At 71.7% G+C, this 14493-nt stretch carries 16 protein-coding genes; 8 read left to right on the top strand and 8 right to left on the bottom strand.

The window, feature by feature from the left end; all coding sequences use genetic code 11:
- Nucleotides 1-192: 192 nt before the first annotated feature.
- Complete coding sequence (locus ABZS71_RS02695; RefSeq protein WP_356206959.1) at nucleotides 193-1938, top strand: AMP-binding protein; 1746 nt, start codon at nucleotides 193-195, stop codon at nucleotides 1936-1938.
- A gap of 84 nt (nucleotides 1939-2022) precedes the next feature.
- Here the strand turns inward: ABZS71_RS02695 and ABZS71_RS02690 are convergent, their stop codons facing one another.
- From ABZS71_RS02690 to ABZS71_RS02675, 4 genes are all read right to left on the bottom strand, one after another.
- The gene (locus tag ABZS71_RS02690; protein WP_356206957.1) at nucleotides 2023-2799 is read right to left on the bottom strand and encodes a neutral zinc metallopeptidase; all 777 of its coding nucleotides are present in this window, start codon (nucleotides 2797-2799) and stop codon (nucleotides 2023-2025) included.
- A 219-nt stretch (nucleotides 2800-3018) separates the two neighbouring features.
- The gene (locus ABZS71_RS02685; protein ID WP_356206955.1) at nucleotides 3019-3723 is read right to left on the bottom strand and encodes a hypothetical protein; all 705 of its coding nucleotides are present in this window, start codon (nucleotides 3721-3723) and stop codon (nucleotides 3019-3021) included.
- A 119-nt stretch (nucleotides 3724-3842) separates the two neighbouring features.
- Entirely contained in the window at nucleotides 3843-4796 is a 954-nt protein-coding gene (locus tag ABZS71_RS02680; RefSeq protein ID WP_355849126.1) for a 2-hydroxy-3-oxopropionate reductase, read from the bottom strand.
- Nucleotides 4793-5629 carry a TIM barrel protein gene (locus tag ABZS71_RS02675; protein ID WP_356206953.1) on the bottom strand — a complete coding sequence of 279 codons (837 nt, stop codon included), beginning with the start codon at nucleotides 5627-5629 and terminating at the stop codon, nucleotides 4793-4795. The genes ABZS71_RS02680 and ABZS71_RS02675 overlap by 4 nt, the downstream gene beginning before the upstream one ends.
- A 122-nt stretch (nucleotides 5630-5751) precedes the next feature.
- Between ABZS71_RS02675 and ABZS71_RS02670 the strand changes: the two genes are divergently transcribed.
- Nucleotides 5752-6003 (top strand): hypothetical protein, encoded by a 252-nt coding sequence (locus ABZS71_RS02670; RefSeq protein ID WP_356206951.1) that lies wholly within the window; start codon nucleotides 5752-5754, stop codon nucleotides 6001-6003.
- A complete protein-coding gene (locus tag ABZS71_RS02665; RefSeq protein WP_355849117.1) occupies nucleotides 6000-6371 on the top strand; it encodes a helix-turn-helix domain-containing protein in 372 nt (123 codons plus the stop codon). The genes ABZS71_RS02670 and ABZS71_RS02665 overlap by 4 nt, the downstream gene beginning before the upstream one ends.
- Here the strand turns inward: ABZS71_RS02665 and ABZS71_RS02660 are convergent.
- Nucleotides 6346-6840, bottom strand: a complete 495-nt coding sequence (locus ABZS71_RS02660) for a hydrolase (RefSeq protein ID WP_356206948.1) — start codon at nucleotides 6838-6840, stop codon at nucleotides 6346-6348. The genes ABZS71_RS02665 and ABZS71_RS02660 overlap by 26 nt on opposite strands.
- 112 nt (nucleotides 6841-6952) lie before the next feature.
- Between ABZS71_RS02660 and uraD the strand changes: the two genes are divergently transcribed.
- Genes uraD through ABZS71_RS02640 form a run of 4 tightly spaced genes read left to right on the top strand, consistent with a single transcriptional unit; the run spans nucleotide 6953 to nucleotide 10093 of the window.
- Nucleotides 6953-7465 (top strand): 2-oxo-4-hydroxy-4-carboxy-5-ureidoimidazoline decarboxylase, encoded by a 513-nt coding sequence (gene uraD, locus ABZS71_RS02655; RefSeq protein ID WP_356206945.1) that lies wholly within the window; start codon nucleotides 6953-6955, stop codon nucleotides 7463-7465.
- Nucleotides 7465-7821: a hydroxyisourate hydrolase gene (gene uraH, locus ABZS71_RS02650; RefSeq protein WP_356206943.1), complete on the top strand. Its 357-nt coding sequence runs from the start codon at nucleotides 7465-7467 to the stop codon at nucleotides 7819-7821. Before uraD ends, uraH begins: the two co-directional genes overlap by 1 nt.
- Nucleotides 7822-7826: 5 nt before the next feature.
- Nucleotides 7827-8708 carry a factor-independent urate hydroxylase gene (gene pucL / locus ABZS71_RS02645; protein WP_356206940.1) on the top strand — a complete coding sequence of 294 codons (882 nt, stop codon included), beginning with the start codon at nucleotides 7827-7829 and terminating at the stop codon, nucleotides 8706-8708.
- A 14-nt stretch (nucleotides 8709-8722) separates the two neighbouring features.
- Complete coding sequence (locus tag ABZS71_RS02640) at nucleotides 8723-10093, top strand: 8-oxoguanine deaminase (protein ID WP_356206937.1); 1371 nt, start codon at nucleotides 8723-8725, stop codon at nucleotides 10091-10093.
- A 241-nt stretch (nucleotides 10094-10334) separates the two neighbouring features.
- Here the strand turns inward: ABZS71_RS02640 and aceB are convergent, their stop codons facing one another.
- Complete coding sequence (aceB, locus tag ABZS71_RS02635) at nucleotides 10335-11954, bottom strand: malate synthase A (RefSeq protein ID WP_356206935.1); 1620 nt, start codon at nucleotides 11952-11954, stop codon at nucleotides 10335-10337.
- Between the two features lie 138 nt (nucleotides 11955-12092).
- The gene (locus ABZS71_RS02630) at nucleotides 12093-12701 is read right to left on the bottom strand and encodes a nucleotidyltransferase family protein (RefSeq protein WP_356206932.1); all 609 of its coding nucleotides are present in this window, start codon (nucleotides 12699-12701) and stop codon (nucleotides 12093-12095) included.
- A 262-nt stretch (nucleotides 12702-12963) separates the two neighbouring features.
- On the opposite strand from ABZS71_RS02630, the gene ABZS71_RS02625 reads away from it, so the two are divergent.
- Complete coding sequence (locus ABZS71_RS02625) at nucleotides 12964-13278, top strand: DUF5955 family protein (protein WP_355849095.1); 315 nt, start codon at nucleotides 12964-12966, stop codon at nucleotides 13276-13278.
- A gap of 409 nt (nucleotides 13279-13687) precedes the next feature.
- Here the strand turns inward: ABZS71_RS02625 and ABZS71_RS02620 are convergent, their stop codons facing one another.
- Entirely contained in the window at nucleotides 13688-14473 is a 786-nt protein-coding gene (locus ABZS71_RS02620; protein WP_355849092.1) for an IclR family transcriptional regulator, read from the bottom strand.
- Nucleotides 14474-14493 lie beyond the last annotated feature (20 nt).

Raw genomic sequence — 14493 nt, 5'->3', positions numbered from 1 at the left:
CTTGAGCCCGTGAACCGTATAAGGCGCATGAAGCGCATGAAGTGTATGAAGCGCATAAGGCGCATGAAGCGCATGAACCGCTTGAGACTTAGGAACCGCGTGGAACTCATGAGCCGTATGACCCGCATGAGCCGTATGGCCTCATGACCTCATGACCGACCCTCACTCCGCATGTGATCACCAGGAGACGCCATGACCGACCTGCCATCCGACCCACCGGCGCCACCGGCCCCACCGGCCCCACCGGTCCCAACGACCCCACCGGCCCCTTCCTACGCCAGCGGAGCCAGTGACGTGCCGCTGCTCGGCGACACCATCGGCGCCAATCTGGCCCGTGTCGTCGAGCGGTTCGGCGAGCGCGAGGCGCTGGTCGACATCGCCTCCGGCCGCCGCTGGACGTATGCCCAGTTCGGCCGTTCGGTCGACGCGGTCGCGCTCGGACTGCTGGCCAAGGGGGTCGGCAAGGGCGACCGGGTCGGCATCTGGGCCGTCAACTGCCCCGAATGGGTGCTGATGCAGTACGCGACCGCCCGCATCGGCGCCATCATGGTCAATATCAACCCCGCCTACCGCGTACATGAACTGCGGTATGTGCTGCGGCAGGCCGGCATTTCCGTTCTGGTCTCCTCCATCGAGCACAGGACCAGCGACTACCGCCGGATGGTCGAGCAGGTGCGCTCCGACTGCCCCGCCCTGCGCGATGTCGTCTACATCGGCGACCGGACCTGGGACGGGCTGGTGCGTGCGGGCTCCGGGGTGGCGCCCGAGCGGCTGGCCGAGCGCGAGGCCCGGCTCTCCTGCGACGATCCGGTCAATATCCAGTACACCTCCGGCACCACCGGCTTCCCCAAGGGCGCCACCCTCTCCCACCACAACGTCCTCAACAACGGCTTCTTCGTGGGCGAGACGGTCGCCTACACCGAGCGGGACCGGGTCTGTCTCCCGGTGCCCTTCTACCACTGCTTCGGCATGGTGATGGGTAACCTGGGCGCCACCAGCCACGGCGCCTGCATCGTCATCCCCGCCCCCACCTTCGACCCCGCCGCCACGCTCGCCGCCGTCGAACGGGAGCGCTGCACCTCGCTCTACGGCGTCCCGACGATGTTCATCGCGGAGCTGGCCCTGCCCGACTTCGCCACCTTCGACCTCTCCTCCCTGCGCACCGGGATCATGGCCGGATCGCCCTGTCCGGTGGAGGTGATGCGGCGGGTGGTCGCCGAGATGCATATGGCCGAGGTGTCCATCTGCTACGGCATGACCGAGACCTCACCGGTCTCCACCCAGACCCGGCGCGACGACGACCTCACGCGCCGCACCGGCACGGTCGGCCGGGTGATGCCCCATGTCGAGATCAAGGTCGTGGACCCGGTCACCGGTGTGACCGTCCCCCGCGGCACCCGCGGCGAGCTGTGCACCCGCGGCTATTCGGTGATGCTCGGCTACTGGGAGGAGCCGGAGCGGACGGCCGAGGCGATCGACACGGCGCGCTGGATGCACACCGGTGATCTCGCGGTGATGGGCGAGGACGGCTATGTCCAGATCGTCGGCCGGATCAAGGACATGATCATCCGCGGCGGCGAGAACGTCTATCCGCGGGAGATCGAGGAGTTTCTGCACACCCACCCCAAGATCGCGGATGTGCAGGTCGTCGGCGTACCGGACGAGAAGTACGGCGAGGAGATCCTGGCCTGCGTCATCCTGCGCGAGGGCGCCAAAACCCTCACCCGCGATGAGCTCGCCCGCTTCTGCCGCGGCCGCCTCGCCCACTACAAGGTGCCCCGCCATCTGCGCATCATGGACGCCTTCCCGATGACGGTCAGCGGTAAGGTCCGCAAGGTCGAACTGCGCGAGGCGGGCGTCCGCGAGCTGACGCACCTCCCCGAGTCGCGGTCGGCATCCGAACTGCGAGCCGAGCAGCCCGAGACGGCGCCGCGCTGACGCCCCACTGACCCGACCGGGGTCCGCCCGACCCGTGCGGGGCCGTGTACCGCCGCGGCTCGGCCTGGATGGCCGAGCCACGCATCACTGCCCCGCGTTCGGAAGACAGCCCTTCACCCCACTCTGCGCTCCCCGGCTGAAGTACGAGACGCGCTGGGACGCGTCGCCGTGGTCGGAGGTGTTGGTCCAGGGGGTTTTGTCGGCGAGGGCGGTCAGGGCGTCGGCCAGTTCATTGGTGTCGCCGTCCTCGAAGGTGAGGGTCTTGTCCTTCGCGGCGCCGAAGAGGACCGCCCCGGCGAGGCAGTCGGCCTGCAACTCCCGGGCGAGATCGACGAGGCCCGCGTCCAGGCGGTTCTGGACGGCGTGGCCCCATTCATGGGCGATCACCAGATAGACCCAGGCGTCGCCCCGCTCATGGCCCCATCGCATCAGGTCCATGTCCCAGGCCACGAAGTCGCCGTCGGGGCAGTAGACGGCGTTGTCGTTGGGCAGCGGCGTTCCGCCGCACGAGGGGACGTCGGCGGCGGCACCGTCGTACGGGCCCAGGACCTGCGGGGGGTTGTAGGCGCCGGTGAAGAGCTCGGCCCAGTGGGTCTGCCAGTAGGCGTTGGTCACGGACACCGCCGCGTTGATGTCCCCTTCCACGCTGTCGCCGGCGCTGTCACCTCCGCCGGTGGTGCTGCCGGACGATGTGCCGGGCGGGGCGCCGGACGATGTGCCGGGCGGGGGTGTCGTACCGGCCGCAGGGGTCTCGGCCGTGCGCGGCGGCAGGTCGCTGCCGCCGCCGCAGCCGGCGACCAGGAGCAGAGTCAGGAGGGTGAGGAGCGACGCCGACAATCTCAGGTACCACGCAACAGCCATCGTTCGGCCTCCGGCCGGTTGAGCGGACAGGTCGGGTGAGCTGCTGAACGGTGGGGGTGGTGACTCAACGGAAGCGTTCACACGTCATGAGCGCAAGTACAGACGGTTGGTGAAGGCGCGTATTTCCCCGGTCGGCGTGCGCGGGCGCTCGAGGAGCGTGGGCGTGCGTGGCGCCGACCGGCCCTCGGCCGGTCGATAATGGACAAGGGACAGACGGGGTCAGCCGTCCGGCGGCCCCCTCCGGATCAGCACATCCGCCGGATCGTTGACCGGCTGCGGAGTGCCCGTCAGGTCCATGATGAACAGCGGGATGTGCAGCGCGTCGGCGCGCGCCCGCGCCTCCCGTGCATAGCCCGCGAGCGAGAAGAAGACGCTCACGGCCGACTCATGGAGCCCGTTCAGCCACAGGCATTCGATGTCCCGCAGCCCGGTGGGGCGGGTGGTCGGATCGACCTGGGCGACGACACCCGATCCGTAGAGGTCCACACCGGACGCCGCCCGGTCCTCCCGCTGCCGCAGGCTGCGGAAGCCGAGCCACTTCAGATACTGGGCGGCGGCGGTGACCGCGTCCTTGGCGGTGCGGATCGTCACCGGCCGGAAGGCGGGGCGCAGCACGGCCGGGCCGCCGCCCGTGGCCGCCGTACGACGATCCGAGGGGTCCGGCGCGGGCACGACGGGGACGCGGACCACCGCGCCGCATCCACAGCCGAACTCCGGCTGCGGCCAGTGTCCTTGGCGGCCGCAGGACGGGCAGTTCACCGCCACCCAGAGGTCCTGCCAGGTGCGGTGCTCGATCTCCTCAAGGGAGCCGTCGCGGAGGACGGGAAGGGTGAGCGGCGCGCCGCACGAACACGGGAAGGTGGGCGGCGTGAACGACTGCTCGCGACGGCACGCGGGGCAGCGCACCGGCACGCTGTCTGTCATCAGGGCGCTCCGTAGAGGGTCTATGGGAGAGGCGGACGCGGTATCCGCCCATGCTCCACGAAACGGGCCACCGGGGGGAGGGACTTGGGCGATCCGTCCCCCGCAGTGGGGGCGACGTGTTAAGGCCTGAGCGCCCGGTCCCCGCTCACGCCCCCACCGGACAGCCGTTCGACGCCGCGCAGCAGCGCGGAGTGGTCCAGTCCGCCGTCGCCCTGCGCCCGGAGGGCGGCGACCAGTTGGGCGACCACGGCGCCGACCGGAAGCGCGGCGCCGACCTCGCGGGCGGCGGCGGTGACGATGCCCATGTCCTTGTGGTGCAGATCGATCCGGAAGCCGGGGGCGAAGTCGCGGGTCAGGAAGGCGGCCTTCTTCCGGGTGAGGACGGTGGACCCGGCGAGGCCGCCCGCGAGCACGTCCAGCGCGGCGTCGAGGTCCACCCCCGACTTCTCCAGGAAGACGACGGCCTCGGCGCACGCCTGGATATTGGTCGCGACGATCAGCTGATTGGCGGCCTTCACGGTCTGGCCGGCGCCGTGCGGACCGCACAGGACGATCGTCTTCCCGAGCGCCTCGAAGATCGGCCGGGCCCGGTCGAAGTCCTCGCGCGCCCCGCCGACCATGATGGACAGCACCGCCTCGGCCGCCCCCGCCTCGCCGCCGGAGACCGGGGCGTCCAGGACGTGGATGCCCTTGCCGCCGTCGGCCGCGGCCTTCGCCACGGCGAGGGAGGTCCGCGGGGTGATCGAGGACATGTCGATCAGCAGCGCGCCGGGGCGGGCGTGCGCGAGGACGCCGTCCTCCGCGAGCACGACGGCCTCGACCTGGGGCGAGGCCGGAACCATGGTGATGACGACATCGGCCTTTGCCACGGCCTCCGCGAGGGAGGCGGCGGGGGTGCCGCCGGCCGCGGCGAGACGGTCCAGCTTCTCCTGTTCCAGGGTGAATCCGGTGACGTCGTAACCGGCCTTGATCAGGTTCTCGGACATGGGGGAGCCCATGATCCCGAGTCCGATCCAGGCGATCTTCGCCAGTGTGCCGCGTGGCGGTGTGCCGTTGGGCGGTGTGTCGCTCACGAGGGGCCTTTCGCTCGGCTCAGCCACGGGAAGGAGTCGGCGCTGGGACCGGTGGGCTTGTACTCCAGGCCGATCCAGCCGTCGTAACCGGCCTTCGTCAGCCGCCCGAGGAGATCGGGGAAGTCGAGACCGCCGGTGCCGGGCGCGCCGCGGCCCGGGTGGTCGGCGATCTGCACATGGCCGGTGCCGGCGGCGTAGCGGTCGATGACCTCGGGCAGGTCCTCGCCGTTCACCGCCAGGTGGTAAAGGTCCATCAGAAAGGCGGCGTTGCCGAGCCCGGTCGCCTTGTTGACCCGGTCGGCGACCTCGACGGCGGCGGCAGCGCTCACCAGCGGATAGTGCGGTGACTCGGGCGCGCCCAGGGCCTCGATCAGCAGGGTCGCGCCCACCCGGTCGGCGGCGCGGGCGGCCAGTGCCAGATTCTCCAGCGCGAGGGCGTCCTGGACCTCGGGGTCCACGCCCGCGACCCGGTTTCCGTACAGCGCGTTCAGCGCCGTACAGCCGACGGAACGGGCGAAGCCGGCCGCGGCGTCGATATTCGCGCGGAAGCGGTCCGACTCGGCGCCGGGTACGGACAGGGCGCCGCGGTCGGGGCCCGGCAGCCGGCCCGCGTAGAAGTTCAGCCCCACGAGCCGGGTCCCGGCGTCCTCCAACGCGCCGCGCAGCGCGTCGAGTCGGTCCGTCCCGGGTGCGGGCTCCTCGACCCACGGCCACCACAGCTCCACCGCGTCGAAGCCCGCCGCGGCCGCTGCCGCCGGGCGCTCCAGGAGGGGGAGCTCGGTGAAGAGGATCGAGAGATTGACGTCGAAGCGCTGATCGTCCGGGAATCCCACGGACCTTCGACTCCTTCCGCATCTCGGAAGTAAGCTTCTGTATTACGGAAGAATGGATCCGGTCTCGAAGGGCTGTCAAGAGGGGCTGCCGGAGGCGCCCGCGGGCGCAGTAGGTTGGCGGCGTGAGATTGAGGGTTGAGTTCACCACCGAGCCGTTCGACCTCGACGAGGTGCCGCCCCACGCCGTGGTGGCCCGCGAAACCGTCCAGGCCGCCCCACTGGACACCGTCGACGTCGGCCCCTTCGGCAACACCGCCGAGGGCCGGGCGGACGCGGTGCTCGCCGCCGTGGACCAGCTGCTGCGCAAGTCCCTGGAGGCGGGCGCCACCCGGGTCTCGCTCCAGGTCAACGTCATCGCGGAGGCCGACGCGTGAGCGGCCCGGGGGACCACCCCTTCGTCTCGGCGGTCAAGCCGCTCGTCGACGCCATGGGCGGCGAGCTGATCGCCCCCGACCGGGCTCAGGGCGACGATGTCCTGCTCTCCTGGGAAGGCCGCGCGCTGGTCGCCGTACGGCTGCCCCACCTCTCCGACTCGCTCGACCACATCCTCGCCGACCTCCAACGCCGCCACGGCGCCCCGCTCTCGGCCCTCGACCGCAAGACCAAGCAGTCGATCGTCCGCCGGCTGGAGCAGCGCGGCGCCTTCTCGGTGCGCCACGGCGTGGAAACGGTCGCGAGCGCGCTCGGCGTCAGCCGCTTCACCGTCTACAACTACCTCAACCGCGAGAAGGGCTCGCAGTGACCCGTTTGACGACCCGCTTGACGCCGACCAGCGTCCGATAGCGCGGCCGGGCCGCGAACGCGGCCATGGGCCATACGGCCGGGCGCCCCACCTCGGCGCAGAGGTGGAGGACGTGATCCGGGCCCGCCCAGACGCCCACATGGGCGCCGAAGGCGGCGTCGCCGGCGTTGAAGAGCAGCAGATCGAGCGGGCGGGCGGCGGTGACGCGCGCTGTGGACTCCCGGTCGTCCCACAGTTCGCTCGACCGGAGTACGGGCGGCTCAAGCCCGAAGTGGCGCAGCACCGCGTAGGCGAACAGCTGGCAGTTGGCGCCCTCGCCGAGGCCGGGGCGCTCCGTCACCGCGGCCGAGCCGGGGAAGCGGGCGCCGGCATAGGGGACGGACCACAAGCGGTCCGGCAGGCCGGCGAGCAGAGGGCTCGCCCCTGTCCCGTCGCCGCCTCGGTCGCTCATGCCGCCTCGGTCGTTCATGGGGAACAGCATGACGCGGGGCCCGGCCGTGCGGGGGCCGGCAGCCGTGATGTGGCGCGAAGTTTTCAACAAAGCGTTGACGGTCGAGGGGGGAGGCTCCTAGCTTGCGAGGGTGACTTCCAGCGCTCCGCCGGGCCTGACCCGGTTCAACGCAGCGGACGAGCGGGACGTGGCCCGGCTGCTGCACGAGGTGTGTGCCAGCCGGGCCTGGGGTGCCGCGGTGGCCGCCGGGCGGCCGTACGGCCGGGTCGGCGTGCTGCTCGACGCCGCCGACGCGGCCATGGCCGGGCTGACCGCCGACGATCTCGCCGAGGCGATGGCCGGTCACCCGCCCATCGGCCGGCCGGCACCGGGCGACGCCACCTCGGCGCGGGAGCAGAGCGGGGTGCGGGACGATCTGCGCGAGGAGCTGCTGGAGCTGAACCTCGCGTACCAGGAGCGCCACGGCCATGTCTTTCTGATCTGCGCCACGGGCCGCACCGGCGAGGAGATGCTCGCCGCTCTCGAAGAGCGGATCGGCAACGATGAGGACACCGAGCGCGAGATCGTCCGCACCGAACTGGGGAAGATCAACCGCATCCGGCTGACCCGGCTCATCGAAGCCCGAGCGGAAGGAGAGCGGTGATGGCATCCGCCACCTCCGTGTCCACCCACATCCTCGACACCAGCCTCGGCCGCCCGGCGGCGGGTGTGGGCGTCGAGCTGTCCGTCCGTTCGGGGCACGACACACCGTGGGCGGCCCACGCCGGCTCCGTCACCGACGCCGACGGCCGCTGCAAGGATCTGCCCGCCCTCCCCGAGGGCACCACCCAGGTACGGCTGCGCTTCGAGACCGGGCCGTACCTCTCACGCGAACAGCGGGGCGGGGCCACCGCCTTCTTCCCCGAGATCTCCGTCGTCTTCGCCGTCGGGCCGGGTGAGCACTACCACGTCCCGCTGCTCCTCACCCCGTTCGGCTACTCCGTATACCGAGGGAGCTAGCACCGATGCCCAAGCTCGGCCAGAACCAGTACGGCAAAGCGGAAACCCGCGTCGTCCGGATGGTGCGCGACGGTGCCGTCCACCACATCAAGGATCTCAACGTCTCGGTGGCGCTGTCGGGAGAGATGAGCGACGTCCACCTCTCCGGCAGCAACGCCAACGTCCTGCCGACGGACACGACCAAGAACACCGTGTACGCCTTCGCCAAGGAGCACGGCATCGAGTCGGCCGAGCAGTTCGGCATCCACCTCGCCCGCCACTTCGTCACCAGCCAGGAGCCGATCCACAGCGCCCGTATCCGCATCGAGGAGTACGCCTGGGAGCGGATCGGGACGACCGGAGGAGCCCAGCACTCCTTCGTCCGCAAGGGCCAGGAGGTCCGTACCGCGCAGATCGCGTACGACGGTGAGCGCTGGGAGGTGCTCGCCGGCCTCAAGGACCTCACCGTGATGAACTCGACGGACTCCGAGTTCTGGGGCTACGTCAAGGACAAGTACACCACCCTGAAGGAGGCGCGCGACCGCGTCCTCGCCACCGAGGTGCACGCCCGCTGGCGCTACGGCTGGAGCGACGACGCGCGGCCGATGCCCGACTGGGACCACGACTGGGCCGAGGCGCGCGGCCATCTGCTGAGCGCCTTCGCCGAGACGTACTCGCTCTCGCTCCAGCAGACGCTGTACCAGATGGGGGCGCGGGTGATCGAGCGTCGTCCCGAGGTCGACGAGATACGGCTCTCGCTCCCCAACAAGCACCACTTTCCGGTCGATCTGGCGCCCTTCGGCCTCAAGAACGACAACGAGGTGTACTTCGCCGCCGACCGGCCATACGGGCTCATCGAGGCCACCGTCCTGCGGGACGGCGCCGAGGCCACGATCCCCACCGACTGAAGGGCCCCGCCCCCGTGAACCGCATCGTCATCGAGAACTGCGCCGTCGCGACCGTCGACGCGCACGACACCGCATACGCCTGTGGGCATGTCGTCGTCGCGGGCAACCGCATCGAGTCGGTGGGCGCGGGGCGCGCGCCGGAAGGTCTGGGGGGTGTCGTACGCCGAGTCGACGGCACCGGGCATCTGGTCACCCCGGGCCTGGTCAACACCCATCACCACTTCTACCAGTGGCTCACCCGCGGCCTCGCCCAGGACTGCAACCTCTTCGACTGGCTGGTCGCCCTCTACCCCACCTGGGCGCGGATCGACGAGGACATGGTCCACGCGGCGGCGCGCGGCTCGCTCGCGATGATGGTGCGCGGCGGTGTCACCACCGCCATGGACCACCACTACGTCTTCCCGCGCGGCGCCGGCGATCTGCTCGGCGCCGAGATCCGGGCGGCGCGCGAGATGGGCGTGCGGTTCACCGCCGCGCGCGGCTCCATGGACCGCGGTGCCTCGGACGGCGGGCTGCCGCCGGACTTCGCCGTCGAGACCACCGAGGGCGCGCTGGCCGCCACCGAGCAGGCGGTCGACACCCACCACGACCCCGGCTTCGACTCGATGCTGCAGATCGCGGTCGCGCCCTGCTCGCCCTTCTCCGTCTCCACCGACCTGCTCCGCGAGGCCGCGGCGCTGGCCCGGCGCAAGGGCGTACGGCTGCATACGCACGGCTCGGAGACGGTCGAGGAGGAGAAGTTCTGCCATGAGCTGTTCGGAATGGGGCCGACGGACTACTTCGAGTCGACCGGCTGGCTGGGCGAGGACGTATGGATGGCCCACTGCGTCCATATGAACGACGCCGACATCCACGCCTTCGCGCGGACCGGGACGGGCGTGGCCCACTGCCCGTCGTCCAACGCCCGGCTGGCCGCCGGGATCGCGCGGGTCCCGGACATGCTCGCCGAGGGCGTCCCGGTCGGCCTCGGCGTGGACGGCACCGCCTCGAACGAATCCGGTGAGCTCCACACCGAGCTGCGCAACGCGCTGCTGATCAACCGGCTCGGCGCCCATCGCGAAAAGGCGCTGACCACCCGTCAGGCGCTGCGGCTCGGCACCTACGGCGGCGCCCAGGTGCTCGGCCGCCAGGACCAGATCGGATCGCTGGAGGCGGGCAAACTCGCCGATCTGGTGCTCTGGAAGCTGGACGGCCTCGGCCACTCGTCCATCGAGGACCCGGTCGCGGCCCTCGTCCTCGGCGCGGCGGCCCCGGTGGCCCTGTCACTGGTCAACGGCCGCCCGGTGGTGGAGGCCGGGCGGCTGCTGACCGCCGACGAGGACGAGATCGCGCGGGACGCGCGCACCGAGGCGCGGCGCCTCGCCCGTATCGCCGCCGAGAGCTGACCCACGGACTCCGGCCGGGAGGGACGGCTCCCGGCCGGACGCGGGCCCGGGCCCGACCCGGGCCCGTGGCGGCGGCCGCACCCGGGGGCGAGGGCTCTGGATCCATGTCCTCGGGTGCGGCTTTCCCTCGCCGCACAGCTCCACGCGCCGTAACGCCGTAACGCCGTAGCGCGGTGAGGGCCCCGGACCGTCCGTACTACGGTCCGGGGCCCTTCGCCGGTGCGGCCGGGGCGCGTCGCGCTCAGCCCAGCAGCTCGTACGCGGGCAGCGTCAGGAACTCCGTGTAGTCCTCGTCGAGCGCGACCCGCAGCAGCAGTTCGTGCGCCTGGGTCCACTTGCCCGCGGCGAAGGCGTCCGCGCCGACCTCCTCGCGGATCGCCGCCAGCTCCTCGGCTGCCACCGTGCGCACCAGATCGGCGGTGGCCTTCTCGCCATTCTCGAAGACGACCCCCGCGTTGATCCACTGCCAGATCTGGGAGCGGGAGATCTCGGCGGTGGCGGCGTCCTCCATCAGATTGAAGATGGCGACGGCGCCCAGCCCGCGCAGCCACGCCTCGATATAGCGGAGGCCGACCTGGACGGCGTTGCGCAGCCCCTCGTACGTCGGCTTGGCCTCCAGCGAGGCGATGTCGATCAGCTCGGCCGCCGTGACCCGGACGTCCTCGCGCAGCCGGTCCTTCTGGTTCGGCCGGTCGCCGAGGACCGCGTCGAAGGAGGCACGGGCGACCGGGACCAGATCTGGGTGGGCGACCCATGAGCCGTCGAAGCCGTCGCCCGCCTCACGGTCCTTGTCCGCCCTGACCTTGTCGAAGGCGACGGCGTTGACCTTGGGGTCGCGGCGGGAGGGGATGAAGGCCGCCATGCCGCCGATCGCATGCGCGCCGCGCTTGTGGCAGGTGCGGACCAGCAGTTCGGTGTAGGCGCGCATGAACGGGGCGGTCATCGTGACCGCGTTGCGGTCGGGGAGGACGAAGCCGGGGCCGCCGTCGCGGAAGTTCTTGACGATGGAGAAGAGATAGTCCCAGCGGCCCGCGTTGAGCCCGGAGGCGTGGTCGCGCAGCTCGTAGAGGATCTCGTCCATCTCGTACGCCGCCGTGATCGTCTCGATGAGGACGGTGGCGCGGATCGTCCCTTGCGGAAGGGAGAGGTAGTCCTGTGCGAAGACGAAGACGTCGTTCCAGAGGCGCGCCTCCAGATGCGACTCGGTCTTCGGGAGGTAGAAGTACGGGCCCTTGCCCATCTCGATCAGACGCCGGGCGTTGTGGAAGAAGTAGAGCCCGAAGTCGACGAGGGCGCCGGGGACGGGACGGCCCTCGGCGTCCCGCAGATGGCGCTCGTCGAGATGCCAGCCGCGCGGCCGGGTGACGACGGTGGCCAGCTCCTCGGCGGGGCGCAGCGCGTACGTCTTGCCCTCGGGGGAGGTGAAGTCGATCCGGCGCTCATAGGCGTCGCTGAGGTTGAGCTGGCCGCCGATCACGTTGTCCCAGGTGGGCGCGGAGGCGTCCTCGAAGTCCGCGAGCCAGACCCTGGCGCCCGAGTTGAGGGCGTTGATGGTCATCTTGCGGTCGGTGGGGCCGGTGATCTCCACGCGGCGGTCGTCGAGGGCGGGCGGGGCCGGGGCCACGCGCCAGCTCGGGTCCTCGCGGATGGCGGCGGTCTCCGGGAGGAAGTCCAGGGCGCTGGTGCGGGCGATCTCGGCGCGGCGCTCGGCACGGCGGGCGAGCAGCTCGTCGCGGCGCGGGGTGAAGCGGTGGTGCAGCTCGGCCAGGAAGGCCAGGGCCGCGTCGGTCAGCACCTCTCCCTGACGCTCCAGCGGCTCGGCGTCGACGATGGCCAGCGGGGACGGCGCTGGTGCGGACATGGGCTGTCACTCCTTAGCGGCCTGCGGTGGCCTGCCTCAGCGGCCTGCTTCTGACCTGTGGATACTAATTTCCTCATGGTGGAACTTCAATCGTTTGTTGAACCACGCGCCCCGTCGGCGGCACGCTTCCTGTCGGCCTCACTCCAGCAGTGTCAAGTCCTCGGGGGTGTCGATGTCGGCCGTACGGGCGATATCCGAGCAGTCGACGAGGGTGATCGCCGACTGATGCGCCCTCAAATAGGCGCGTGCCCCTCGGTCGCCCACCGCACTCGCCGTGATATCGGCCCACCGCTCGGCCCCGAACAGCACCGGATGCCCGCGCTCCGCGCCGTACACCGCGGCCGCCAGGCTCGTCGGCGAGCGATAGGCGGCCCGCACCCGTGCCACGGCCTCGGCGCCGATCCCCGGCTGGTCCACCAGCGCGACCAGCGCCGCCCGCGCCCCCGTACCGGCCAGCGAGTCGAGCCCGGCGCGCAACGAGGAGCCCATGCCCTGCTCCCAGTCGGGATTGTCGACCAGTACGCAGCCGGGGAGCCGGGCCCGCGCCCGTACGGCCGCGGCGGCGGCGCCCAGCACGATGTGCACCGGAGCGCAGCCGCCCTCCCGCAGCGCCTGCGCCGCGTGCTCCACCAGCGGCCGTCCCCGGTGCGTCAACAGGGCCTTCGGCCGCCCGCCCAGCCGCCGTCCACCGCCCGCCGCCAGCAGCACTCCGGCGACCTGCGCATTGTCACGTGAGGTGCGATCCATGGCCCCTGTTTACCGCACCGCGGGGCGCCGTGGGCCCTTCATCCCAGCCGGTCTGATTTTCGCTCTCCGTATGGCGCGTCGTGCACAGAGTGGCGTTAACTGATCCGCAGCCCCTTGTGCCCGAATCGGCGCATGGCGGCCGTGCGGGAGAGGGGGCAGGCTCGTGCAACAGTGCGCGAGGGGGAGAAGGGCAGTGTTGTCCAACGATGGAACGAGGCTCTGGGACGCACCAGGGGCCTCGTCAGTGGAGGGCGCCGCAGTCGTGGAACCCAGGCGAGTGGCGGGCACCGATGGAGACCCACGAGCGGCCGAACTGCGTCTGGCCGTGGCCCGGCTGAGGCGCGACCTGGCCGCCCATCCGGTGGAATTACCCGACCGGGCGATCGCGGACGACGAGCTGGCCGCCCTGGACGCCATGGCCCGCACCGGAGCCCCCGAGCTCCATCGCCTCCGCCGCTCCCTCCTGCTCATCGCGGGCGCCCTGGGCTCGGTCAGCGCCCTGGGCCCGGCCCTGACGGGCGTCCGGGCGGCGATCGACGTCTTCGGCAGCGTGCCGCAGTCGCGGGGGAGGGACTGAGAGAAGCCCCCGGGGCCCCACCGGCCCCGGGCCGCCCCACCGACGGTGCCTCCCCGCCGTCGGCCGGGGCTGCGGCCCGCCCGGCGCATGTGCACGTGCCGTCGGGCGGCTCGGGGCCGGCCTGCCTGTGGCTGGCTTTGGCCGCCCCGTCCCGGGGCACTGCTGGCTATGGCCGCCTTGGGCACGGTTGAGCGGGCCGGGCCGGGGCTGTCGCCCCGCCTTGTGCGCGTACGGCGCGCCCATGCCGCTTGGCGTCGGGTCGGCCCGCCGGGCCGTACGCCCCGCCAGCGGGCGAACACCCGCCGGGCGGCTGCCCGCGCATGTGGCGGGTGCGGCCCGACACGGGCGGGGCGCGAGGTCGGCGGGCGGCGCCGCCCGTACCGCACGGCCGCCGCCCCGCGCCGTGACGTCAGGCGGAGGCGGCGTTGGCCAGGGCGCCCGAGAGGTCGGCCGCGACCTGCTGGAGGATCGGCACGATGTCCTCGGTGGCCTCGTCCGTCACCCGGCCCGCCGGGCCGGAGATCGAGATGGCCGCCGCCGTCGGGGAGTCGGGCACCGACACGGCGAGGCAGCGGACGCCCATCTCCTGCTCGTTGTCGTCCACCGCGTAGCCCAGCTCGCGCACCTGCCGCAGGGCGTCGAGGAACTCGTCAGGCGAGGTGATCGTCTTCTTGGTCGCGGCGGGCATGCCCGTACGGGCGAGGAGGGCGCGTACCTCCTCGGGCGGCGTGGTGGCCAGCAGCGCCTTGCCGACGCCCGTCGAGTGCGGCAGCACCCGCCGGCCGACCTCGGTGAACATCCGCATCGAGTGGCGCGAGGGCACCTGCGCGACGTAGACGACCTCATCGCCGTCCAGCAGCGCCATGTTCGCGGTCTCGCCGGTCTCCTCCACCAGCCGCGCCAGATACGGCCGCGCCCAGGTGCCGAGCAGCCGTGACGAGCTCTCGCCGAGCCGGATCAGCCGGGGGCCGAGGGCGTAGCGCCGGTTGGGCTGCTGGCGTACGTAGCCGCAGGCCACCAGCGTGCGCATCAGCCGGTGGATGGTGGGCAGCGGCAGTCCGCTGCTGCCGGAGAGCTCGCTCAGCCCGACCTCGCCCCCGGCGTCGGCCATCCGCTCCAGCAGATCGAAGGCGCGCTCGAGGGACTGGACGCCCCCTGAGCTGGCAGCGGCGGTCTTGGGCTCGGCGGACGGCACGTCGGCATTTCCTTTCACAG

The sequence above is a fragment of the Streptomyces sp. NPDC005393 genome, from assembly GCF_040606675.1.
Classification (GTDB): domain Bacteria; phylum Actinomycetota; class Actinomycetes; order Streptomycetales; family Streptomycetaceae; genus Streptomyces.
The sequence above is the reverse complement of the archived record's forward strand: the minus strand, read 5'-3'. Positions and strand labels throughout refer to the sequence as shown.